The organism is Terrabacter sp. 2YAF2 (genome assembly GCF_052114705.1).
Classification (GTDB): Bacteria; Actinomycetota; Actinomycetes; order Actinomycetales; family Dermatophilaceae; genus Terrabacter.
In genome coordinates this window covers 29970-53161 of record NZ_JBFRFG010000007.1, presented here as the reverse complement: position 1 = coordinate 53161, position 23192 = coordinate 29970, and the positions used below count along the sequence as shown (strand labels likewise).

Annotated in this window: 18 protein-coding genes; 13 read left to right on the top strand and 5 right to left on the bottom strand. The window is 72.0% G+C overall.

Translation table 11 applies throughout. The features are described from left to right. Positions 1-7 precede the first annotated feature (7 nt). From AB4030_RS10485 to AB4030_RS10435, 11 genes are all read left to right on the top strand, one after another. Positions 8-1741: an AAA family ATPase gene (locus AB4030_RS10485; RefSeq protein ID WP_442279164.1), complete on the top strand. Its 1734-nt coding sequence runs from the start codon at positions 8-10 to the stop codon at positions 1739-1741. Then, positions 1738-3066: a hypothetical protein gene (locus AB4030_RS10480; RefSeq protein WP_442279163.1), complete on the top strand. Its 1329-nt coding sequence runs from the start codon at positions 1738-1740 to the stop codon at positions 3064-3066. Before AB4030_RS10485 ends, AB4030_RS10480 begins: the two co-directional genes overlap by 4 nt. Next, entirely contained in the window at positions 3063-4049 is a 987-nt protein-coding gene (locus AB4030_RS10475) for a glutamate ABC transporter substrate-binding protein (RefSeq protein WP_442279162.1), read from the top strand. Before AB4030_RS10480 ends, AB4030_RS10475 begins: the two co-directional genes overlap by 4 nt. Beyond that, positions 4046-5284 (top strand): hypothetical protein, encoded by a 1239-nt coding sequence (locus tag AB4030_RS10470; RefSeq protein ID WP_442279161.1) that lies wholly within the window; start codon positions 4046-4048, stop codon positions 5282-5284. The genes AB4030_RS10475 and AB4030_RS10470 overlap by 4 nt, the downstream gene beginning before the upstream one ends. Next, positions 5281-7725, top strand: coding sequence for a tetratricopeptide repeat protein (locus AB4030_RS10465; protein WP_442279160.1), 2445 nt, complete (start codon positions 5281-5283; stop codon positions 7723-7725). Before AB4030_RS10470 ends, AB4030_RS10465 begins: the two co-directional genes overlap by 4 nt. Continuing rightward, positions 7722-9101, top strand: coding sequence for a protein phosphatase 2C domain-containing protein (locus AB4030_RS10460; RefSeq protein WP_442279159.1), 1380 nt, complete (start codon positions 7722-7724; stop codon positions 9099-9101). Before AB4030_RS10465 ends, AB4030_RS10460 begins: the two co-directional genes overlap by 4 nt. After that, complete coding sequence (locus AB4030_RS10455) at positions 9094-10392, top strand: VWA domain-containing protein (RefSeq protein WP_442279158.1); 1299 nt, start codon at positions 9094-9096, stop codon at positions 10390-10392. Before AB4030_RS10460 ends, AB4030_RS10455 begins: the two co-directional genes overlap by 8 nt. After that, positions 10389-11294 (top strand): FHA domain-containing protein, encoded by a 906-nt coding sequence (locus AB4030_RS10450; RefSeq protein ID WP_442279157.1) that lies wholly within the window; start codon positions 10389-10391, stop codon positions 11292-11294. Before AB4030_RS10455 ends, AB4030_RS10450 begins: the two co-directional genes overlap by 4 nt. Before the next feature lie 183 nt (positions 11295-11477). Continuing rightward, positions 11478-12041, top strand: a complete 564-nt coding sequence (locus tag AB4030_RS10445; RefSeq protein WP_442279156.1) for an AAA family ATPase — start codon at positions 11478-11480, stop codon at positions 12039-12041. Further along, positions 12042-12473 (top strand): redox-sensitive transcriptional activator SoxR, encoded by a 432-nt coding sequence (soxR, locus tag AB4030_RS10440; protein ID WP_442279155.1) that lies wholly within the window; start codon positions 12042-12044, stop codon positions 12471-12473. A gap of 94 nt (positions 12474-12567) precedes the next feature. Then, the gene (locus AB4030_RS10435) at positions 12568-13245 is read left to right on the top strand and encodes a peptidoglycan recognition protein family protein (RefSeq protein WP_442279154.1); all 678 of its coding nucleotides are present in this window, start codon (positions 12568-12570) and stop codon (positions 13243-13245) included. 93 nt (positions 13246-13338) lie between these two features. Here the strand turns inward: AB4030_RS10435 and AB4030_RS10430 are convergent, their stop codons facing one another. Next, positions 13339-13875, bottom strand: a complete 537-nt coding sequence (locus AB4030_RS10430; protein WP_442279153.1) for a hypothetical protein — start codon at positions 13873-13875, stop codon at positions 13339-13341. Between the two features lie 257 nt (positions 13876-14132). On the opposite strand from AB4030_RS10430, the gene AB4030_RS10425 reads away from it, so the two are divergent. Together AB4030_RS10425 and AB4030_RS10420 are read left to right on the top strand one after the other, a co-directional pair. Then, positions 14133-17204, top strand: a complete 3072-nt coding sequence (locus AB4030_RS10425; protein WP_442279152.1) for an AfsR/SARP family transcriptional regulator — start codon at positions 14133-14135, stop codon at positions 17202-17204. 86 nt (positions 17205-17290) lie between these two features. Beyond that, the gene (locus AB4030_RS10420; protein WP_442279151.1) at positions 17291-17452 is read left to right on the top strand and encodes a hypothetical protein; all 162 of its coding nucleotides are present in this window, start codon (positions 17291-17293) and stop codon (positions 17450-17452) included. 278 nt (positions 17453-17730) lie between these two features. Here the strand turns inward: AB4030_RS10420 and AB4030_RS10415 are convergent, their stop codons facing one another. From AB4030_RS10415 to AB4030_RS10400, 4 genes are all read right to left on the bottom strand, one after another. After that, on the bottom strand, positions 17731-18222 hold the full coding sequence (locus AB4030_RS10415) for a hypothetical protein (protein ID WP_442279150.1): 492 nt from the start codon (positions 18220-18222) through the stop codon (positions 17731-17733). 239 nt (positions 18223-18461) lie between these two features. Next, a complete protein-coding gene (locus AB4030_RS10410) occupies positions 18462-20582 on the bottom strand; it encodes an ABC transporter ATP-binding protein (protein WP_442279149.1) in 2121 nt (706 codons plus the stop codon). Next, positions 20582-22312, bottom strand: coding sequence for an ABC transporter ATP-binding protein (locus AB4030_RS10405; RefSeq protein ID WP_442279148.1), 1731 nt, complete (start codon positions 22310-22312; stop codon positions 20582-20584). The genes AB4030_RS10410 and AB4030_RS10405 overlap by 1 nt, the downstream gene beginning before the upstream one ends. Positions 22313-22385: 73 nt before the next feature. Then, the gene (locus AB4030_RS10400; RefSeq protein ID WP_442279147.1) at positions 22386-23096 is read right to left on the bottom strand and encodes a TetR/AcrR family transcriptional regulator; all 711 of its coding nucleotides are present in this window, start codon (positions 23094-23096) and stop codon (positions 22386-22388) included. Positions 23097-23192 lie beyond the last annotated feature (96 nt).

The window sequence follows — 23192 nt, the reverse complement described above, 5'->3', positions numbered from 1 at the left end:
GTGACGCATGAGCCGCCCCACTGAGTCCCGTCTGGCCGAGAGCCTGGAGCAGCTCACCGACATCGCGGCGGAAGCCGGCCTCGACCCGGCCGCCGCTCGCGACGAGGGCCTGCGCGTCGCCGCGGCCCTCGCCGAGTCGGTGCCCGGCGCCGCCGCCCACTGGGCCCGGGTCGCCGACCCCCGCCTGACCGAGCTCGGCCGCATCAACGAGGCCTTCTTCGACGCCGCGTCCCGCGGCCGTCGCTGGCGCGGCGCCCCGACCGACCTGCTCGAGGCCCTCATCGTCTCCCGGCACACCCTCGCCGCCGAGTACGCCGAGGCGCTGACGGAGGTCGCGTCGTCCGCCGTCATGCTCGGCACGGCCCCGATCGACGCCATCGCCAAGGCCACGGCGACCTCCGCCACCTACCTCGCCGCCGTGCGACCGGGCGCGCCAGGCACCCTGGTCCAGGCCGGACCCGACGACCCCGGGTCGGGCCCGTCGTGGTCGGGGTCGTGGTCGGGCATCCTCCCACCGCTCCCCGAGGGGCCGGGCACCGATGCCGTGCTCCGCTCGTGGGGACTGACCCGCGTGCCGTCGTCACCGGGTGACCCGGCCGAGGGGCCGGGCGGCGCCACCCCAGAGGTAGGTGACGGCATACGCCAGCAGGAGACCGGGCCCACCGCGATCCCAGCCGCGACACAGGGCGAACCGAGCCACCCCACCGAGCCGTCCGCGGAGCCGGCCGAGCCCGAGAAGTCGGTCGAGGAGCTGCTCGCCGAGCTCGACGCGATGATCGGGCTGGCGCGGGTCAAGAGGGAGATCCACCGGCAGGTCGCGCTGCTGTCCGTCGAGAGGATGCGCACCGAGGCAGGCCTCAGGGCCCCCAAGATGAGCCGCCACCTCATCTTCGTCGGCAACCCCGGCACCGGGAAGACCACCGTCGCCCGACTCGTCGGCGGCATCTACCGAGCCCTCGGCCTGCTCCCGAAGGGCCAGCTCGTCGAGGTCGACCGCAGCGAGCTCGTCGCGGGCTACGTCGGCCAGACGGCGATGAAGACGGCCGACGTCGTCGCCAACGCCGTCGGAGGAGTGCTCTTCATCGACGAGGCCTACGGCTTGACCGGCGACCAGTACGCACAGGAGGCCGTCAACACCCTCGTCAAGGAGATGGAGGACCACCGCGAGGACCTCGTCGTCATCGTCGCGGGCTACCCCGAGCCCATGGTCGGCTTCATCGCCCAGAACCCGGGTCTCGCCAGCCGGTTCACGACGACGATCGAGTTCGACGACTACTCCGACGACGAGCTGCTCGCCATCCTCGACTCCATCGCGACGGGGAGCGACTACGAGCTGACCGACGACGCCCGCCGCCGCGTCCGGCACCAGCTCGAGGCGACGCCGCGCACGCCCGCCTTCGGCAACGGCCGCTTCTCGCGCAACCTCTTCGAGCACGCCGTCGGGCGCCACGCGTGGCGGCTCAAGGACGCAAAGGAGCCGAGTCGCGACGACCTGCGTCTACTCACCGGAGACGACTTCACCGAGCAGCCCGACGAGCCCGAGCAGCCCGACCACCTCGACGCCCCCGACGCAACCGACGCACCGGCGGCCCAGCCGCAGGATCCGGCGGATGTCAGGGGGGATGTCAGGGCAGAGGTCAGGGCAGACCCTGATGGTTCGGCAGGCACCGATGAGGCAGTCTCTGACGCACAGGACGAGCCGCACGACCCCAGCGCGAACGAGCACGAGGACACCGCATGAGCGCACCGACGACGAACATCCCCGTCGCCATCCCGGCGGGCGCGTCGTCCGGCGCGGGCCGGACCGGCCAGCAGCCGCGCACCATCGCGGGCAGCATCCCCGGGGCGCGCGGCATGGTGGACCGGCTGCTGCACGGCACCCCCGGCCGGATGCGGCTCTTCGGCCTCCTCGGGGTCATCGCCGCCGTGGTGCTCGGCGCGGTGAGCGTCAACGCGCTGCTCGCCTCGCAGGCGGCGGTCGAGCGGGCCGCCAACAACACGGCGCAGGTGATCCGCGCCCAGTCGATCCACGTCGACCTGCTCCGCGCCGACGCCGTGGCCACCAACGCCTTCCTCGTCGGCGGCCTCGAGTCCGCCGACTCCCGCGCCAGCTACGAGGGCGCCATGGCCCGGGTCGCCCGCGGCATCGCCGAGGCCGCGGCCGCCCAGCCTGCCGACGGCAAGGCGCTCGGCGTGCTCGCCGAGCGGGTGCAGACGTATGCCGCCCTCGTCGAGCAGGCCCGCTCCAACAACCGCCTCGGCCTCCCGGTGGGCGCGCAGTACCTCACCCAGGCCAGCGCCGGGCTGCGCTCCGACGCGATCCCGATCGTGACGCAGGTCGTCCAGACCAACGAGGACCGCTCCCAGAAGGAGTTCGACCGCAGCAACTCGAGCCTCCAGCTGCTCGTGGGCGTCGCCGCCCTCATCGGCCTCGTCGCGCTCGCGGTCTGGCTGGCCCGGCGGACGCACCGCTACCTCAACCCGTCGCTGACGGGCGCCATCGCGCTGCTCCTCGTCGCCCTCTTCGTGACGGCGACCATCATCACCGGCATCGGGAGCGCGACCCGCGGGGTGTCCCAGGGCGACTACCAGCGGGCCGTCGCCCTCGCCGACGTCACGACGGCCGCCAACGACGCCCGCGCCAACGAGAGCCTGACGCTCATCCGCCGGGGCTCGGGAGCCACCAACGAGGCGGCGTGGAAGACGAACGAGTCCGCCGTCCGCAACACCCTCGAGGGGATCGACCAGTCCACGACCCTGAGCATCCTCTGGACCGACTACGTAACCGCGCACCAGAAGGTGCGCTCGCTCGACGACGGCGGCAAGTGGGACGACGCCGTCAAGCTGTCGACGAGCACATCCGCCGGAGGGGCAGCGAAGACGTTCGGCGATTTCGACACGGCCGTGACGCAGGCCCGCGACGACGCCGCGAGGACCACCGTCTCCAGCCTCCGGGGCCTCGGTGGCAGCGCCCCGCTCATCGCCCTCGTCGTCGCCCTCGCGGCACTCGTCGCGTCGTGGCTCGTGGTCCGAGGTATCGGCCAGCGGATCGAGGAGTACCGATGAGCGTCCTCATGTCAGTGGTGCGCCGTCGGCTGTCCGCCCTCGTCGCCGTGGCGGGCCTCGGTGTGCTCGCCGGCTGCTCGGGTGTCACGTACGCCGAGACGCCGCTGCCGCAGACCACCGCGCCCAAGCCGTCGAGCAGCGCCCCCGCCGTCGCAGCGCCGACGTGCACCAACGCGACGCAGTCCTACGACCCGCTCCCCACGCTCCCCAGCCGCGGCGAGATCACCGACGCGGCGATGCGCAAGATCATCGACAAGGGCTACCTCACCGTCGGGGTCTCCGCCGACACCTACCTCTTCGGGGCCCGCAACGCCTTCACCGGCGGCATCGAGGGCTTCGACATCGACATGGCCCGCGCCGTCGCCAAGGCGATCTTCGGCGACCCCGGCAAGCTCCAGCTGCGCGTCATCACGGCAGCGGATCGCATCCCGCTGCTCCAGGACGGCTCGGTCGACATGGTCGCCCGCAACCTGTCGATGACATGCGGCCGCTGGAACGACATCGCCTTCTCCGCGGAGTACTACCGCTCCGGTCAGAAGGTCCTCGTCAGCAAAGCGCTTCCGGGCGCCAAGGACCTCAGCCTCACCGACCTCACGGGCAAGCGGGTGTGCGCGCCCACCGGGACCACGTCGCTGACGAAGCTGCAGCAGGTGAAAGGTCCTGTCGTCGTCACCGCCGGCACGCACACCGGCTGCCTCGTGCTCCTCCAGCAGGGCAAGGCCGACGCCATCACCGGTGACGACACCGTGCTCGCAGGGCTCGCCGCGCAGGACCCCAACACCGTGGTCACGAGCGCCAAGGCCATCACCGTCGAGCCCTACGGCCTCGGGCTCAACAAGGCCGACACCTACCTCGCCCGCTACGTCAACCGCGTCATCGCCGACCTCGAGGCCGACGGGCAGTGGAAGGCGACCTACAACCGCTGGCTCGCAGCACCGCTCGGGCCCGCCCCGGCTCCCCCGACCCCGGTGTACGGACGATGACGGCCGTGCCGCAGAGCCACCCCGACCCGGGCACCGTCGCGCCGACGGCGCCCGGACGCCTCGGCGTGCCCGTCCAGGCGCCCGAGGCCCAGACCTACCTGAATGCCCTGCGGGAGTGGGTGGCCCAGCGTCGAGCCGACCTCGGCGAGGTCGACCGTGCCGTCCTCAAGCTGTCCCAGGCCGAGCAGGTCGCCATCACCAACGACCTGACCGTGGCGCTGACGTTCTGGAAGGCCGTCAGTGACCGCCTGACCCTGCTCGAGACGACGTTCGACGGTGGCCGGGTCGGGCCCGTCGAGGCCGAACGCCTCTCGACCCTCATCCACGGTCGCCTCGACTCCAACACCACCGAGCACCTGTCGCTGCCGTCGAGCGGCTCGCTCGCCGTCAGCCTGCCCGAGGCGTGCCGACTGCTCGACTCGCTGACGCGCACCCTGCAGGCACGCGCCTCCCTCGCGCCCGGGGCGGCCGAGGCGACCCAGCGAATCACCTTGGTGCGCGCAGGGATCGAGCGCACTCGCGACCAGATCCCGCTCGTCCCGGCCGGAGCCCAGCGCGACGAGGCCACGGAGAAGATCATGCGGCTCGACCGGCGCATGGACGACCTCGTCGAGCGCGCCCGTCGCGGCGCCGACGTCGGCGGCATCATCGGCCCGCTCGAGATCGATGTCGCCGTGCTCGAGCGAGACCTCATCGTCGCCGCCGCCGAACGCGCCTCGGCCGCCCGCAGCCGCGTGCGCACCCAGCAACAGGTCGAGGAGCTCGACGCCCGCGCCGCCGCCATCCGAGCCCTCGAACGCGCCTGCCTCGAGGCGATCACCCCCGCTCCGCACCTCGCCATCCCCAACGTCCGCGCGCTGGGACCGGTGCCGCAGGCGGCAGCCGAGCTCACGGCATACCGCAGCAAGCTCGAGCGCGTCTCGCGCGCCCTCGACCTCGCCCACGAGACGTATGCCGCCGGGCTGGCCGAGCGCGACGAGGTCGTCGGGCTCGTCGGCGCCGTGGGGGCCATGGCCTCGTCCGCGATGCTGGCGCCCGAAGGGGCCGACGACGTGTCCGAGCTGCGACGTCGGCTCGACGAGACCCTCGCGGCGCGGCCGCTGCCCATCGCCAGGGCCCGGGCCCTGGCGGCCGCGTTCGCGGCCTACGTCGACGCGGCGACCCGGCCCGCTCCGCGCACCGGACGCACCGCTCCCCGTCCTCCTGCACCCCGACCCCAGAGGCCCCGCCCATGACCTGCACGCAGCCGGGCTGCACCGGAACGATCATCGACGGCTACTGCGACGTGTGCGGCATGGCCGCAGGGTCCAACCCGGTCCCCGTGGCAGTGGGGGCCGCAGCGCCCCGCGGCGCGGCTCCTGCGCCCACCCCGGCACCGGCTGTCGGACCGTCGATCCCGGAGGGCGGCGCCTGCCAGCAACCCGGGTGCAGCGGCACGATCGAGGCCGGCTACTGCAACGTCTGCGGAACCCCTGCCGACCAGCTGAGCGTCGCCGGGTATGCCGCGCCCGCGGAGCCCCCGGGCCCTGACGGCCAGGGCGCCGAGGCGGCAGGGACGGCGGGGACCGCGGGCACGGGCGGGGTCGGTCCGGAGATGTCGACGCGATCGGCCGCCTCGAGCAACCTCGCGTCGGCCGCCCTGGGCTCCAAGCGAGCCCGGGAGGCCGGATCCATCGCGACCCGGCGCACCGGGGGGTCACAGCGGCTCCGGTCGGCACGGCTCGGTGGCGGCATCACGACGGTGCGTCCGGCTCCCGAGATCGACGCCGCCAAGGCTCTCCTGACGAACCCGACGGTGCCCGAGAACAAGCGCTACTGCCCCAAGTGCGGTGAGCCCGTCGGGCGCGGCCGCGACGGCAAGACCGGGCGCACCACGGGCTTCTGCCCCAAGTGCCGCCACCCGTTCTCCTTCGACCCCAAGCTCAAGGCGGGTGACCTCGTGGCCGGGCAGTACGAGGTCGCGGGCTGCCTCGCCCACGGCGGCCTCGGCTGGATCTACCTCGCCCGCGACAAGAACGTGTCGGACCGTTGGGTCGTGCTCAAGGGCCTGCTCAACTCCGCCGACCCCGACGCCCTCGCGGCGGCGATCGCCGAGCAGCGTTTCCTCGCACAGGTCTCGCACCCGAGCATCGTCGAGATCTACAACTTCGTGACCCACGACGACGCCGGCTACATCGTCATGGAGTACGTCGGCGGAACCTCGCTCAAGTCCATCCTCAAGCAGCGCCTGCAGGCTGCCGGGAAGTACGACCCGCTGCCCGTCGACCAGGCCCTCGCCTACATCCTCGAGATCCTGCCGGCGTTCCAGTACCTCCACGATCTGGGCCTCGTCTTCTGCGACTTCAAGCCGGACAACATCATCCAGGTCGGCGACGAGGTCAAGCTCATCGACCTCGGCGGCGTGCGCCGCGCCGACGACGAGGACTCCGCGATCTTCGGGACCGTCGGCTACCAGGCTCCCGAGGTGGCCGAGCTCGGCGTCTCCGCCGCCTCTGACATCTACACGATCGGGCGCACCCTGGTGGTGTTGACGATGGAGTTCCGCGGCTACCAGACGACCTACCTCAACACGCTGCCCGCACAGGACACCGTGCCGGTCTTCCAGCGCTACGACTCGTTCTACCGGCTCGTGGCCAAGGCGTGCGCCCCCAACCGGGACGACCGCTTCGTCTCCGCCGACGAGCTGCGCTCGCAGATGGTCGGGGTGCTGCGCGAGGTGGTCGCCCTCGACCGCGGGTCGGGCGCCGCGACGACCACGGTCGGCTCGCTCCTCTTCGACGTGCCCACGCCGGGCGTCGAGCCCGACGACTGGCGCAACCTGCCGGCCCTGCGCCGAGACCCGCACGACCCGCAGGCCGGGTGGCTGACGACGGTCACCGGCCCACCGGAGGAACGACTGGCGACGCTCAAGCGAGCTGCCGTGCGCACGACCGAAGTGCTGCTCGAGCAGGCGCGCACGGCCCTCGACGCGAACAAGCCCGACGTCGCCGAGTCCACGGCGGCCGAGCTGCTGAGCGCCGACCCGTGGGAGTGGCGCGCCGTCTGGATCCAGGGGCTGGCCGCGCTCGAGCGGGGCGACTCACGTGCTGCCCAAGCCGCGTTCAACGCCGTCTACGGCCAGGTCCCGGGCGAGCTCGCACCCAAGCTCGCCCTCGCCCAGGCCTCCGAGCAGGCCGGCGACGACGCGGTCGCCGAGAACCTCTACGTCGCGTGCGCCCGGACCGACGCGACCTACGTCCCGATGGCAGCCTTCGGCGTGGCCCGCATCCGGGCAGCGCGCAAGGACGTCGACGGCGCGGTCGCGGCATACCGCCTCGTGCCGGTGCAGTCGAGCGCCTACCGCACGGCTCGGGCAGGTCTCGCCGAGCTGCTCGCCCGGGCCAACCGCGGCCTGCCCGACCTCGCCGAGGCGCTGCGCACCCTCGACGACACGTCGCTGTCGGCGCGGCGGCGGGCCGAGCTGACCACGCTGATCTACCGTGAGGCGCTCGTGACGGTGGAGAAGAGCGGCAACAAGGCCGATGTCCGCCTGGGCGAGCACAAGGGCACCCCCAACGGCCTGCGACTCGGGCTCGAGGAGGCCCTGCGCGAGCTGGCCAAGCGCACCCCCGACCTGTCCGAACGCGTTCCCCTCGTCGACGAGGCCAACGCCATCCGACCCTGGAGCCTCTGGTGACCTACATCCCGACGACGGGAGCGGCCCACCCCGCTCCGGTCCCCATTCCCGGCCCCAATCCCGGCCCCAATCCCGGCCCCGCTCCCGACCCCGATCCCGACCCCGCGACCAGCGCGCCGGCGACCAGCGAACCGCAGGCGAGCGCGCAGGCGGCGCAGGCGCCTGAGGCTTCCCGCGAGTGCCCCGCCTGCGGAACGGCCAACCCGGCCGAGTCGAGCTTCTGCGAGGCCTGCGGCGCCGACCTCGTCGTCGCGGCTCGCGCCGCCACCGGCACGCCGCCAGCGGCCCCGCCGTCGGACGGCACCGTGCTCGCCTCGGCGACGCCGCAGACCGCGCCCGCCGGTGAGGAGTCGCCGCTCGACGTCGGCTGGACCGGCGCCGTGCCCTCGTCCGCCGTCGCGCCGGCCGACGACGAGCTGACCTGCCACGCCTGCGGCCAGGGACGCATCGTCGACGGCTACTGCGACCACTGCGGCACGCCCCCGCCCAACCCGCGCGACCATCTCGTCGAGTCACCGACGGCCTGGGTCGGCGGCGTCTGCGACATCGGCAGGCGCCACGCCCGCAACGAGGACGCCATGTCGCTCAGTGCCACCGAGCCACCGGGGTCGCGCGCGGTCCTCGTCGTCTGTGACGGCGTCTCGATGGCGACCGACTCGCACATCGCGTCGCTCGCCGCCGCCAAGACCGCGCGTGCCGTGCTCGACCAGCCCTTCCCTCGCGGGGTGGGCACCCCGGACGCGTGGGCGGCCGGAGCCGCGCGGGCGTTGACGAGCGCCGTCGCCCGGGCCAACGAGGCCGTGGCCGCTGCCGTGGTCGAGGACGTCCCCAACCCGCCGTCGTGCACCTTCGCTGCCGCGGTCGTGGAGGACGACGTCATCGTCGCCGGCAACGTCGGCGACAGTCGCGTCTACTGGCTGCCCGACGCCGCGGAGGAACCGGCGAGCCAGCTGGGACGCGACGACTCGTTCGCCCAGGAGCAGATGGCGGCGGGCGTCCCGCGGCTCGAGGCCGAGACCGGCCCGCACGCGCACTCGATCACGCGTTGGCTCGGGCGGGACGCTCCGGACGACCTCACGCCGCACCTGACGACCGTGACGGCGACGTCAGGCTGGCTCATGGTCTGCTCCGACGGCCTCTGGAACTACTGCTCCGAGGCCGAGGCCCTGCGCAGCCTGCTGCACGACACCGCGGCGCGGCTCGACGACGTGACGCCGACCACGGTGGCGCAGGCGCTCGTCGACTTCGCCAACGAGCAGGGCGGACGCGACAACATCACGGTTGCCCTCGCCCGACTGGCTGGGCGAGGATCGAGCACGACGACGGAGGCGACCGCATCGGCGGCGCCGGTGGAAGGGGACCCGACGGATGGCTGACTTCACCGCAGAGGTGTTCCAGAACGAGTTCCTGCCCGACGGTGGCACCGACGTCCACGCGATCGTGCGGGTGACGTCGAGCGGCGCGTCCGCCGCGACTGCCTCGGCGGCCTCGGCGGGTCTGACCGACCCGGGATCGGCCGCCGAGGTCATCCTCATCGACACGTCCGGCTCGATGGGGCGCCGTGGCGTCCAGGCGGCCGGTGAGGCTGCCAAGGCGGCTCTGGCCGAGATCGTCGACGGCACGCTCTTCTCGATCGTCTCCGGCAACGGCACGGCCCAGATCGTCTACCCCTACAGCCACCAGGGCGCGCTCGTGCCGATGTCGGCACACACCCGGGGCGAGGCCAACCGCGCCATCGAGGGGTTGCGCGCCAACGGCGGCACGGCGATGGGCACGTGGCTCACTCTCGCCCGTCAGATCTTCGAGACCGTGCCGTACGTGACCAAGCGACACGCGATCCTGCTCACCGACGGCGTCAACGAGGGCGAGACGCCGGCCTCGCTGCAGACCGCGGTCGCCAGCTGCGTCGGCGCGTTCCAGTGCGACTGCCGCGGCGTCGGCGACCAGTGGCGCGTGGACGAGGTGCGCGGCATCGCCTCGGCGCTGCTCGGCACCGTCGACCTCATCCCGGCCCCGGAGGAGATGGCGGCCGAGTTCGAGGCGATGATGCGCGCGTCGATGTCGCGCGGCGTCGCCAACTCCGAGCTGCGCGTGTGGGTCCCGCAGGGGGCCGAGCTGCTCTTCGTCAAGCAGGTCTCGCCGACCCTCGAGGACCTCACCTCGCGGCGCACCGTCGTCAACCCGCTCACCGGCGCCTACCCGACCGGCGCCTGGTCCGACGAGAGTCGCGACTACCACGTGGCCGTGCGCCTCCCCGCCCGCACGCTCGGCCAGGAGCAGCTTGCGGCCCGCGTGCAGTTCTCGCTCGGTGGTGACCCCGTGGCGCAGGCGCTCGTCAAGGCCAAGTGGAGCAACGACGACTCACTGACCACGCGCATCGACCCCGCCGTCGCCGCCTACACGGGGCAGGCCGAGCTGGCCACGGTCATCCAGGAGGGTCTCGCGGCCAAGGCTGCCGGCCAGGATGACGTCGCGACCGCCAAGCTCGGGCGCGCGGTGCAGCTCGCCGACGCCACCGGCAACGACGAGATGACGACCCGCCTGAAGAAGGTCGTCGACATCGACGACGCCGACACCGGCACCGTGCGGCTCAAGAAGGGGGCGTCGAAGATCGACGAGATGTCGCTCGACACGGCGTCGACGAAGACGAGCCGGGTGCGCCGATGAGCGCGGTCTGCCCCAACGGACACACGTCCGAGGCCGAGGACTACTGCGACACCTGCGGATCCCCCATCGTGGCGAGCGCCGAGCCAACGCCCCCGGGTACCGCCGCCGGTGCCAGCGCCACACCCTCGTCGGCCGGCTCCTCGCTCGACCTGTCCCCGTCCGTTGCCCCTGCCGAGCCCGGTGGCTCTGGCGCCTCGGGCGGCCCTGAGTCCGTTGGTTCCCCGGGGGCTCCCGGGGCCCCGGCGGTGCTCGAGTGCCCCAACTGCGCGACCGAGAACCCCGACGGCGCGCTCTTCTGCGAGGCGTGCGGCTACGACTTCACGACCGGCGCCATGCCACGTGACCCGGCCGCGGGGCCGAGCGACCTCGCCGACACCGAGCCCGACGCCGAGGCCGTGCCTCCGGTCGGTGCGGGCGGCGTAGGCGCCGCCCCCACCGCCGGCGCTCCGGCTGCGGGGGCGTCCGACTCCTCCGAGGCGCCCGAGTCCTTCGACTGGCTGGCGGAGGTGTGGGTCGATCCCGACTGGTACCAGACCCAGGAGGCCGAAGACCCCTGTCCCTCTCCGGGGCTCCCGACGATCATGCCCCTGCGCCACCGCAGCGTCCTGCTCGGCCGGGTGTCCACGAGCAGGAACACGAGACCCGAGATCGACCTCTCGTCCGATCCCGGCGTCAGCCGACGGCACGCCCAGCTGACCACCGACGGCACGCGCTGGTTCGTCGAGGACCTCGGCAGCTCCAACGGCACGTTCGTCGGGCCCGCGGCCGGACCGTTGCCCGCGACGTCCATCGCCGTGGGACCCAAGACCGAGCTCAGCGACGACGACCGGCTCTACGTCGGGGCGTGGACCCGCGTCGTCGTTCGTCGTGCCACTCCCGACGAGGTCGAGGCCTACGCCTGACGTAGGGAAGTGGGCAGTCGACGACGGAGGTCGGCTGCGCGTGCCTCTCACGTGTCCCTTTGCGCGCGTGAGGAACTGGGCGGTCGAGGGAGGTCGGGTCGAGTGCCCACCTCCCAGCCGAATACGTGAACGTCACTTGAACGCTGGCGACATTTGCCACGGCGCCCCCTAGGGTGGTGCGACGTGAGCGACCGGCCCCTCCCCTCCACCGTCGACAACCCGCAGGTCATCGTCGTCACCGGCGTCATGGCGGCGGGCAAGTCGACCGTCTCCCAGCTCCTTGCGGAGCGCTTCACGCGCGCCGTGCACCTGCGCGGCGACGAGTTCCGACGCGTCGTCGTGCGTGGTCGCGCCGACATGTCGCCGCAGGGCGACCCCGAGGCTGAGCGGCAGCTGGTGCTGCGCCACCGCATCACCGCCCGCACCGCCGACACGTATGCCGACGCCGGGTTCACCGTCGTCGTCCAGGATCTCTTCGTCGGCACGAGCCTCGCGCCCTTCCTCGAGCAGGTGACGACCCGACCGCTCAGCCTCGTCATGCTCGCCCCCGACGTCAGCACCGTCATGCAGCGCGAGTCCGAGCGGGTCAAGGTCGGCTACGGGGACCTCTGGTCGATCCGAGACTTCGACCACAAGGTGCGCACCGAGACGCCCCACATCGGGCTCTGGCTCGACAGCTCGCAGCAGACGCCCGACGAGACCGTCGAGGAGATCGTCGCGCGGCTGGCGGAAGCGCGGATCGCCTAGATGTCCGCGCTGTCGATCGGTCAGGTGGCCGAGCGCACCGGCGCGGCGACCTCGGCGCTGCGCTACTGGGAGGACCTCGGCCTCATCCACTCGGTCCGCACGACCGGCAACCAGCGGCGCTACGAGCGGGCCACCATCCGGCGCGTCTCCTTCATCCGTGCCGCCCAGCGGGTCGGTCTCTCGCTCGACGAGATCGGCGCCGCCCTCGCCACGCTCCCCGAGGGACGCACGCCCACGGCCGGCGACTGGGCTCGACTCTCACGGGGCTGGCGCCGGCGGCTCGACGAGCAGATCCGGCGTATCGAGAAGCTGCGCGACCAGCTCGACGCGTGCATCGGCTGCGGCTGCCTCAGCCTGCGCACCTGTGCGCTCAACAACCCGTCCGACCGGTTGGCCGACCAGGGCCCCGGAGCCGTCCTCCTCGAGCCCTGAGACCGCCCCGGTCCGGCGGTTAGGTCGTTGTTACTGGCCCTCGGCAGGGTTCGATCGCGCCCGGATCGCCCGGACGCGATCGGAGGAGGCCCAGATGTCCGTTGCGAAACGCTCCGGAGGCTCGTCCGCTGGCCCATCGTCACCGAGCGGACGGGGCCTGTCCGACGACTCGGTGGCGTCCGAGCTCCGCGCGAGCGGCCCTGGCCTCGACTGGCTGGCGGACGCCCTGTCCGAGGCCGGCCTGACGGTCCACGAGACCATCGGCTGGCGCTCGCGAGCGCAAGCGGGACCGTTCGCCCCCGTGGGCGTGCTCATCCACCACACGGAGGTACTCGCGACCCCGGAGGCCCCGGCACCGTCGCTCGCCGCGATGATCGGCGTCGACGACGCACCAGCGTCGCGAGGCCCGCGCTGCCACGTGCTCATCGACCGGAATGCGGAGTGCTGGGTGGTGGCCGGCGGTCGTGCCCACCACGCAGGCCGGGCCCGTGCGAGCGGGCCCGTGCCCGAGGGTGACGCCGACACACTCTTCGTCGGCGTCCAGATCGAGTATGCCGCCACCTCCACCGAGCCCACCCAGTACGCCACGAGCGTGCAGAAGTCCGTGGCCGTCCTCGCTGCGGCCCGGATCGTCGGTGCGCTCGGGCACGACCACCGCTACGTGCGGGCCCACAAGGAGACGAGCACCACGGGCCGCACCGACCCGTTCAACTGGGACATGGTCTCGATCCGCGACTCGGTCCGCCAGACGCTCGAGCGCACCGGGTGGTAGCGACACCGCGCCTCTTCCCGGGGCCGTGAGACGGCAGTGCCCGCCCCGGTGGATCGGGGCGGGCACTGCCGTCGTCGGRGGGCTCGCCGTGTCTCAGTCGCGGATGTTGTCGGCGCGTCGCGCCACGTAGCCCGAGTAGCTGCTGAGGGAGGCCACGCGGTGGTTCATGTCGTCGTTGGGGTTGGACTCCTCGTAGAGCCAGAACTGGGTGTGGTCGGCATTGGCCCACTTCTGGAAGAGGACGACGTGGCTGCCTGCGTCGACGAGATAGTCGCCGGCCTTGAGGTTGGTCTTGGAGATGCCGGAGCTGTAGCCGGAGCCGGCGAGCGCCGTCGTGTTCGGTGCGTTGAGGCCGGTGGGCCCGAGCTTCAGCGCCATCGAGACGAAGCCCGAGCAGTCGCGGCGCCAGGAGTAGGTCCCGCTGGGACCGGTGGCCGTCCCGGCCTGGCTGTACTGGATGTTGCGGTCCATCCAGTTCTGGGCACGCGCGATGACGTCGGCCCGTGAGATCGGGTCGTTGGGGGCCGCCTGCGCCGTGAGGGCCGGACCGGCCGTGAGGACTGCGGTCGAGAGCACCGCGGTCGCGAGCGCCGAGCGCAGGACGACGCGTCGGGTGGGCTGGGTCTTCATGGGTCTCTCCCTGTCGGTTCTGGTGGGTCGGGCCACGTCGCGCGTTCGATCGAGCGACGCGGACCCGTGCCGCTCTGCAAGCGGAGCGCTTGACACCGACACCATTCGACGCCTCGGTAACAATCGACTAACCCAAGGGAGACGCGTCGGTGACGGCGCCGCCCAGGGCGTGGCCCCGAGCGCCGCTGGCGGGACCGGATCTGCGCCGCGGCATTTCGGCTTGCCCCGTCATGTTCGGCGTCGGGTATCAATGACCCGTGCGATTTGGGGTGCTCGGGCCGGTTCAGGTCCTCACCGACGGCGGGGACCAGGTGCCTCTCGGCAGCGGCCGCGAGCGTCTGGTCCTCGCGATGCTCGTTCTCGGCGCCGACCGGCTCGTCCCGACCGAACGGCTCATCGACGTGCTGTGGACCGAGCCGCCCCCGACCGCCAAGCAGCAGCTGCAGAACCTCATCGCCGGCCTGCGGCGCCGCCTCGCCATCCACGATCGCGACCTCGTGGCGACCCGCCCGTTCGGCTACCAGCTGCGGATGGGCCGGCACCAGCTCGACATCGTGGAGTTTCGCCGGCTCGTCGCCGACGCACGTGGCCGCGCTGAGGCGGATGATCCCGACGGCGCCGCCGACACGCTCGACCGTGCCCTGGGCCTCTGGCGCGGCTCACCCCTGAGCGACGCGGCGCCGGCCAGCCCCGACACCGAGGTGTCCACGCTCGTGCAGTCGCTGCACGACGAGCGGGTGGGTGCTGTCGACCTGCTCGTGGAGTCGCTCGCAGCCGCCGGCCTCCCCGACCAGGTCCTGGCTGCCACGTCCAGCCAGCTGCACCACGACCCGTGGAACGAGCGCCTCCACGCCCACCGGCTCCGGGCCCTCGCCGCCACCGGCCGGCGGAGCGAGGCCGGTGACGAGTACCGCCGACTGAGACGCACCTTCCTCGACGAGCTCGGAGTCGAGCCCGGAGCGGCGCTCGCCGACCTGCACGTCGAGATCCTCGAGGGGCGCTCCGCCGCGGCGTCCGCGGCCTGGGCGACGGCGCGGCCCCGACCGGTGCCCCGCGAGCTGCCGGCCCTGGCCTGGACCCTCGTCGGGAGGGACGACCTGTTCACGGCTCTGGTGCGACACCTCGGTGTCGTACCGTCCCGCGACACCCGGACGCGGGGCGGCCGACCGACCGTCGTCGTCCTCGTCGGTGTCGGCGGGGTCGGCAAGACCGCTCTGGCGGTCGCCGCCGGGCACGCCCTCGGTGAAACCCACCCCGACGGCACGCTCCACGCCGCCCTCGGGCACGGGCCGCGGGGGTCCGCCGACGTGCACGACGTCGCCGCGCGGTTCCTCCGGACGCTCGGCGTGGACCAGTCGCTGATCCCTTCGGACCCCGACGAGCGTATCTCGCTCTACCGCAGCACGATCGACCGCAAGCGGCTGCTCGTCGTGCTCGACGACGCGATGAGTGAGGCACAGGTTCTGCGTCTGCTGCCGACCGGTCCCGGCTCGGCGGCCATCATCACCTCGCGCAGCAAGCTGGCCGGGCTCGTCGGCGTCCGCCGCCACACGGTGCCGCCCCTGGCCCCTGCGGACGCCGCGCGCCTCATCGTCGAGCTCGCCGGTCCTGACCGGCCCGCCGTCACGGCGACGGGCACGGACACGGTCGTCGCCGAGATCAGCGCCCTCTGCGGGCATCTTCCCCTCGCGCTCTGTGTCGCGGGCGCCAAGCTCGCGACGAACGCGGACCTCGAGCTGGACGAGCTGCGCGACCGACTGTCTGGCGAGCACGCCCGACTCGACGAGCTGTCGGTGGGGGACATCGACGTCCGAGCGAGCATCGGTGCATCGGTGAGCGACCTGACCGTGCCTGCGGCGACCCTCTTCGCGCGCCTCGGTGTCACGTCCGGCGAGTGGCCCGAATGGGTGCCGCGGCTGCTCATGGGCGAGGGTGTCTCGCACGCCGGGGCTCGCCAGGCCCTCGACCAGCTCATCGACCGGCACCTCGTCGAACCCAGCGGACGAGATGCAGCAGGACAGGCTCGCTTCCGGGTGCACAGCCTCGTGGTCGAGCTGTCCCGCGAGCGCCTGCTCAGCACCGAGGGCTCGACAGCCCGAGACGCTCTCACCCTGCGTCTCGCCACCGCGTGGCTCGACCTCGCCCAGGTGGCCGAGGCGCACCTCGGCACCTACGGTCCCGGGCCGACGGCCACGGTGCACGATGACGCCCCCGCACCGCTCACCCCGGCACCGACGTGCGCGCCGAGCGACTGGTTCGAGGCCGAGCGGATCAACCTCACTGCGGCCGTGCTCGGTTCGGTCGCCCTCGAGGAGCGGGAGCTGGCCGCCCGGCTCGCCCTCGCGCTGCGCACCTTCCTCACCGTCCGCGCCTATGACGACGAGCGCGAGCGCGTCCTGCGTCTGGCGCTCGACGACTACCCGGAGACGTGCGACCAGGGCCTGCTCGCCCAGCTGCTCGGGGCGCTCTTCGGCGTGCTCGCCCAGGCGAGACGCTTCGCCGAGCTGCCCGAGGTCGCCTCGCGCCGCCTCGACACTGCTCGCGCGATCGGCGACACGGCGCTCGAGCAGGCCTCGACGGCGCAGGCCGGCTGGGCCGCCATGGTGCTCAACCGTTTCGACGAAGCCCTCGAGGCGTATGCCGCCGTCGCCGCCCTCGCGGAACGGCGCGGGGACGCGTCGGGGCGAGCCGCCGCCGACGGTCAACGGGGCGTGGTGCTGCGCAACATGGGGCGCCCCGCCGAGGGGGACCCGTTGCTCGCGACGATGGTCGAGGCGTCGCGTCGAGAGGGGTCGTCGCGCCGAACCTGTATCTGGCTCGTCACCCGCTCAGAGGGCCTGCTCGGCCTCGGCCGCATCGACGCAGCCGAGGCGCTGCTCATCGAGGCCCTGGGGATCGCCGAAGACTTGCGCGACGAGCTCGGCGCCGCCCACTGCCGGCTCGAGCTCGGCCGGGCTCACCTGCTCCGGGGGTCGCTCGAGCGCGCGAACGAGGAGCTGCGGGCCGCGCGACCGCAGCTCGACGCACACGCGGTCGACGGTGAGGATCTCGACTGTCTCCGTCTCGCCGTCGACCTTGACTCCGCAGCGGGCCATTGGCGCTCGGCCGAGCGGCAGGCGCGTCGGCTCGTCGACGGACGCCGGACGGAGGGTGACGAGCTGCAGCTCGCATGCGACCTGGCCCGCCTCGCCCGTGCCCAGGAATCCGGTGGCCGGGCGGGCGCCGACGATGCCGACGAGGTGACCGCGATCCTTCGGCGGCTCGGGCTCGACCGTGAGGCGCTGCGGCTCCCGCCCCTCACCGCCGGGGGCCCGCCCGCGCGTTGTTAGGGATTTGTTGGCGGGGCGCCCTTACATTGCGCTCATCAGCAGGGCAGGCATCCACCAGCCCTCGACGAGTCAAGGGGACCGCCACCATGAAGCAGACCATCCGCATCGCCGCGGCATTCACCGTCACAGCCATTCTCGGCTTCGCCGCGGGGACAGCCGGCCATGCCGCGTCGGCCCCGGTCGACGCGTGGTGCGTCAAGGGCGTCCAGTCCGTGAACGGTCCGTGCGAGTACGTCGCCGGGAGCTGACCCCGAGCCCCACCGAACCACCGAACCACGAGGACCACGAGCACCACGAGGACCACGACGCGCAGCAGCGTCGTGGTCCTCGTTCGTGGTCCTCGTTCGTATGCATCAACCGTGGTGTCACGGTCGAGGCTGTGTCACGGTCGGGCTGTGTCACGGTCGGGCTGCCACGGTCGGGCTGCCACGGTCGGACCGCCGGATGAGACGCCGCACGAGACACGCGGGGGTGCCGCGGAGAACCGTCGGTCCCCGCGGCACCACCGCGTCAGCTGTCGGAGGCGTCAGCCCTTGTGCCAGTAGTAGGCGACGCCACCCTTGGACGCGGCGTGCGCGTCGGGGTTGTAGGTGTGCTCGCCGACCTTGAGCGACGCGACGAAGTTCGAGTCGATGACCCGGATGTCGACGCCCGCCGGGTCACCCGTGACGATGGCGGTGTGGATGCCCGTGGTGTGCGCGCCGGAATCGGTCTCCTGGATGATGTCGCCGGGCACGACGTCGGCCTTGGCGACGCGGTGGTAGCCGGCGTTGATGTAGGCCTGGTAGTAGCCGGTGCCAAGCGTGTTGGCGTGGGTCTCGGCGTAGATCTTCTGGACGAACACCTTGCACTGGCCCTGGGTCGTCCCGAGGTAGTTGCGAGCGTGGGCGACCATCGGGTTCACGGCGGCGTCTGCCGTCGCGATGGCACCGATCGGGGCGAGGCCGGCGGTTGCGGCGGCGAGGACGACGGTGGTGGCAAGGGTGCGGAAGGCGCTCTTCCGGACTCGAGTGTTCATGGTCAATCTCCTTGTGGTGGCGAGCGATCGGGCAGGTCGACCGGATTCGGACCGGCCCGCCCCTTGAGGGCGTGGGACCAGAGTCACGGGACCCCCTAACCACCCGCTAACAAAGCGGATTGCGCTTGTGAGGCGCCCGACCCGGCCGGCGAACGCCGACCACAACGGCCGACCACACGGCATACGCGAGGGGCCCCGCCGTCCACGTCGGACGGCGGGGCCCTCGTCGTGCGGGTCGCTCAGTCGGTCGGGTCGGCCGGTACGGCCGCGTCCGGGGTCGGGACGCCCGGACCGCCGGCCGGGCCGGGCGAGCCCGCACCGACCGTCGCCATCTCGGGGAGGCCGTCGGGCAGACCCGGGGCGCCCGTCGACTCGTCGAGGTCGGCCGCGGCACCCGCGAACTGGGCGGCGTAGAGCGTGGCGTAGGCGCCACCGGACGCGAGCAGCTCGGCGTGCGAGCCCTTCTCGACGATGCGGCCGTCCTCCATGACGAGGATGAGGTCGGCGTCGCGGATCGTCGACAGACGGTGCGCGATGACGAAGCTCGTCCGGTCGGACCGCAACGCGGCCATGGCGTGCTGCACGAGCACCTCGGTGCGCGTGTCGACCGAGCTCGTCGCCTCGTCGAGGATGAGCAGCGCCGGGTCGGAGAGGAACGCGCGAGCGATCGTGACGAGCTGCTTCTCGCCTGCCGAGATGTTGGACGCCTCGTCGTCGAGCACCGTGTCGTAGCCGTCGGGGAGCGAGTGCACGAAGCGGTCGACGTAGGTCGCCCTGGCAGCGGCGACGACCTCCTCGTCGGTGGCACCCGGGCGCCCGTACGCGATGTTGTCGCGGATCGTGCCCCCGAAGAGCCACGTGTCCTGCAGCACCATGCCGATGCGGGACCGGAGGTCGTGCCGGGTGAGCTCGCGGATGTCGACGCCGTCGAGCGTGATGCGGCCGCCGTCGAGCTCGTAGAACCGCATGATGAGGTTGACGAGGGTCGTCTTGCCGGCGCCGGTGGGTCCGACGATGGCAACGGTCTGGCCGGGGCGCACCGAGAGGTCGAGGTCCTCGATGAGCGGCTTGTCGGACGAGTAGGAGAAGGACACGCCCTCGAACGTCACGGCACCGTGCGGGTCCTCGATGCGGTCCGGCTCGACGGGGTCGGACTCCTGCTCGTCGGCGTCGAGGACCTCGAAGACGCGCTCGGCCGAGGCGACGCCCGACTGGAGCACGTTGGCCATCGAGGCGACCTGCGTCAGCGGTTGCGTGAACTGCCGGGAGTACTGGATGAACGCCTGGACGTCACCGAGGCTCATGGCGCCGGACGTCACCCGGAGGCCGCCGACGACGGCGATGAGGACGTAGTTGAGGTTCCCGACGAACATCATGACCGGCATGATGATGCCGCTGATGAACTGGGCTCCGAACGACGCTTCGTACAGCTCGCCGTTCTTCTCCTTGAACGCCTGCTCGGTCTCCTTCTGGCGGCCATAGACCTTGACGAGGCCGTGGCCGGTGAAGGTCTCCTCGACGATGCCGTTGAGCTCGCCGGTGTTGCGCCACTGCTGGATGAACAGCTTCTGCGACCGCTTCGCGATGAGACTCGTGACGACGATCGAGATCGGGATGCTCACGAGCGAGATGAGGGCGAGCGTCCACGAGATCCAGAACATCATCCCGAGCACGGCGACGACCGTCAGCAGGGAGTTGAGCAGCTGCGAGAGCGTCTGCTGCAGGGACTGGCCGACGTTGTCGATGTCATTGGTGACGCGGCTGAGGATCTCACCGCGCGGCTGGTTGTCGAAGTAGGGCAGCGGCAGCCGGTTGAGCTTCGCCTCGACCTCCTGGCGCAGGTCGTACATCGTGCGGGCGAGCACGCCCTGCAGGATCCAGCCCTGGACCCACATGAGCAGCGAGGCCACGGCGAAGAGCGCGATGACGAGGAGGAGCACGTTGGCGAGGGCGTGGAAGTCGATGCCCCGGCCCGGGGTGAAGTCGACGTTGCCCAGCAGGTCGGCATACGTCGTCTGGCCCCGGGCGCGCAAGGTCGCGATGACCTGCTCCTTCGTCGTGCCCGGCGGCGCCTTGATGGCGCCCCCGATGACGCCGGAGAAGATGAGGTCGGTCGCCCGGCCGAGGATCTTCGGCCCGACCGAGCTGAACGTCACGCTGACGACGGCGAGCACGAGCACGACGATCACCTTGGCCCGGTGCGGACGGAGCCTGCCGAGCAGGCGCTTGGCCGACGGGCCGAAGTTCAGCGACTTCTCCCCCGGCTGGCCGATCTGCATGTGCGGCGGGCCGCCCCGTCGGGCCGGGCCGCGTCGAGCCTCTGCGGCCTTCTCCTCCGTGGTCTTGACTCCCTCGGCCATCAGGCCGCCTCCTCCGCGCTGCGCTGGGACTCGACGATCTCCCGGTAGGTCTCACAGGTGTCGACGAGCTGGTCGTGCGTGCCCTGGCCGACGATGCGGCCGTCCTCGAGCACGAGGATCTGGTCGGCGTCGACGATCGTCGACACGCGCTGGGCCACGATGACGACGGTGCTCTGTGCCGTGGCCGGGCGCAGGGCCCGACGCAACCGGGCATCGGTCGACAGGTCGAGCGCCGAGAACGAGTCGTCGAAGAGGTAGATGTCGGGCCGCTTGACGATGGCACGGGCGATGGCCAGCCGTTGCCGCTGGCCACCCGAGACATTGGTGCCGCCCTGGGCGATCGCCGCGTCGAGGCCGCCCATGGCCTGGACGAAGTCCTGTCCCTGGGCGATGCGCAGGGCGTCCCACAGCTCGTCGTCCGTGGCCTCAGGGTTGCCGTAGCGCAGGTTCGTCGCCACCGTGCCGCTGAAGAGGTACGGCTTCTGCGGGACGAGCCCGATCTTGCTCCACAGGTCGTCGAGCGCGAGGTCGCGCACGTCCACGCCACCGACGCGCACCTTGCCGCCCGAGGCGTCGAAGAGGCGCGGCACGAGACCGAGCAGGGTCGTCTTGCCCGAGCCGGTCGACCCGATGATGGCCGTCGTGCGACCCGGCTGCGCCCGGAAGGACACGTCGTGGAGCACGGCGGCCTCGGCGCCCGGGTAGTGGAAGTCGACGCCCGACACCTCGAGCCCCGCGGCGCCGACCGGCAACGGCAGCGGCTGCACCGACTCGACCACGGACGACTCGGTGCCGAGGACCTCCTCGATGCGGCCGGCCGAGACCGATGCGCGCGGGATCATCGTGGCCATGAAGGTCGCCATCATGACGGCCATGAGGATCTGCACGAGGTAGCTGAGGAACGCCGTCAGCTCGCCGATCTGCATGTCGCCGGACGCGATCCGGTGGGCGCCGAACCACATGACGGCCACCGTGGAGAGGTTGAAGATCAGCATGACGATCGGGAAGACGAGCGCCATGAGCCGCCCGACGTGGAGGCCGGCGTCGGTGAGCCGCTCGTTGGCCTCGGCGAAGCGCGACTCCTCGTGGTCCTCGCGCACGAAGGCGCGGACGACCCGGATGCCGGTGATCTGCTCGCGCATGACGCGGTTGACGCCGTCGAGCGAGGTCTGCATGCGGCCGAACCACGGCACCATCCGCGAGATGACGAGACCGACGACGAGACCGAGGAGCGGCACGGCCACGGCGACGAGCCACGAGAGCCCGACGTCCTCGCGGAGCGCCATGATGATGCCGCCGACCATCATGATCGGGGTCGTCACGAGCAGCGCGAAGCCCATGAAGACGACCATCTGGACCTGGGTCACGTCGTTGGTGTTGCGGGAGATGAGGGTCGGCGCCCCGAAGCGGGTGACCTCCTGCGCGGAGAACTCGACGACCTTGCCGAAGACCCTGCCGCGCACGTCGCGACCCATCGCCATGGCGACCCGGGCGGCGAGGAAGGTGCCGGCCACGGCAGCCGTGATCTGCACGACGCTGACGCCGAGCATGAGGGCGCCGTGGCTGAGGATGAAGCTGGTGTCGCCCTTGGCGACGCCTTCGTCGATGATCTCGCCGTTGAGGCTGGGCAGGTAGAGCGAGGCCATGGTGCTGACGAGCTGGGCCAGCACGATGAGCGTGATCTGCCCCGAGTACGGGCGCAGGTGACTGCGGAGCAGTCGGATCAGCATGGGGGTGCCTTTCGGTGCGTGGTGTCGCTCAGGAACGGTAGGGACTCACGTGGGGTGAGGGTCAACTGGTTTGTCACGGCCGCGACCCCTCGCCGTGCTGATCGTGCTCACTGTCCTCGGCGCAGCCACCGCGGCGCACGAGCCCGAACAGCACGGTGTCGACGATCTCCTCGGGGGTCAGCACCCGACCGTCCGCGATGCCGGGATGGCTGCCGGAGAAGGTGAGCAGCCGGATGCGGTGGACGACGTCGGCGCCGGGGACGACGAGCTGGTCCTCGTCGTGGACGAGCAGCTCGTGGACCGCCTCGAGCAGCGGCTGGTGCGCGGCCTCGTGCTCCTCGTCGTCGGCGTGCCCGCGCAGGTGGCGGCCCGCCTCGAAGCAGCTCTGGTGCGGGCCGCGGTTGGGCGGCTCGGTCAGGCCGAGCGCGCCCATCAGCCCGAAGACCTCGGTGAAGCGCGTCTGCATGATGCGGGTGAAGTCGACGAGCCGGTCGCGCAGCGAGCCCTCGGGGTCGATGGCGGCGATGCGTCGCCGGACGGGGGCCGGACAGAAGGCGGTCTGGACGACCTCCTTCTCGAGCACCTCCTTGGTCGGGAAGACCCGGAAGATCGTGCCCTCCGCGACACCGGCCTCCTGGGCGATCTCGCTCGTCGTCGGCTTGCGGCCCTCCCGGTGGGCGAGCCGCACGAACACCTCGATGAGGGCGTCACGCCGGTCGTCGGGGTCCATCGGGGCCGCCCTGCGCTGGGCCGGCCGCGCGGCCCCCTCAACTCGTGTCGACACCCGACCATCATGAATGAGTGAGCACTCACTCACAACTGTTTTGGCGGGAAACCCCCATCGAAAGGGCAATCCGTCCGCTTCCCGGGTGCCCCGCAG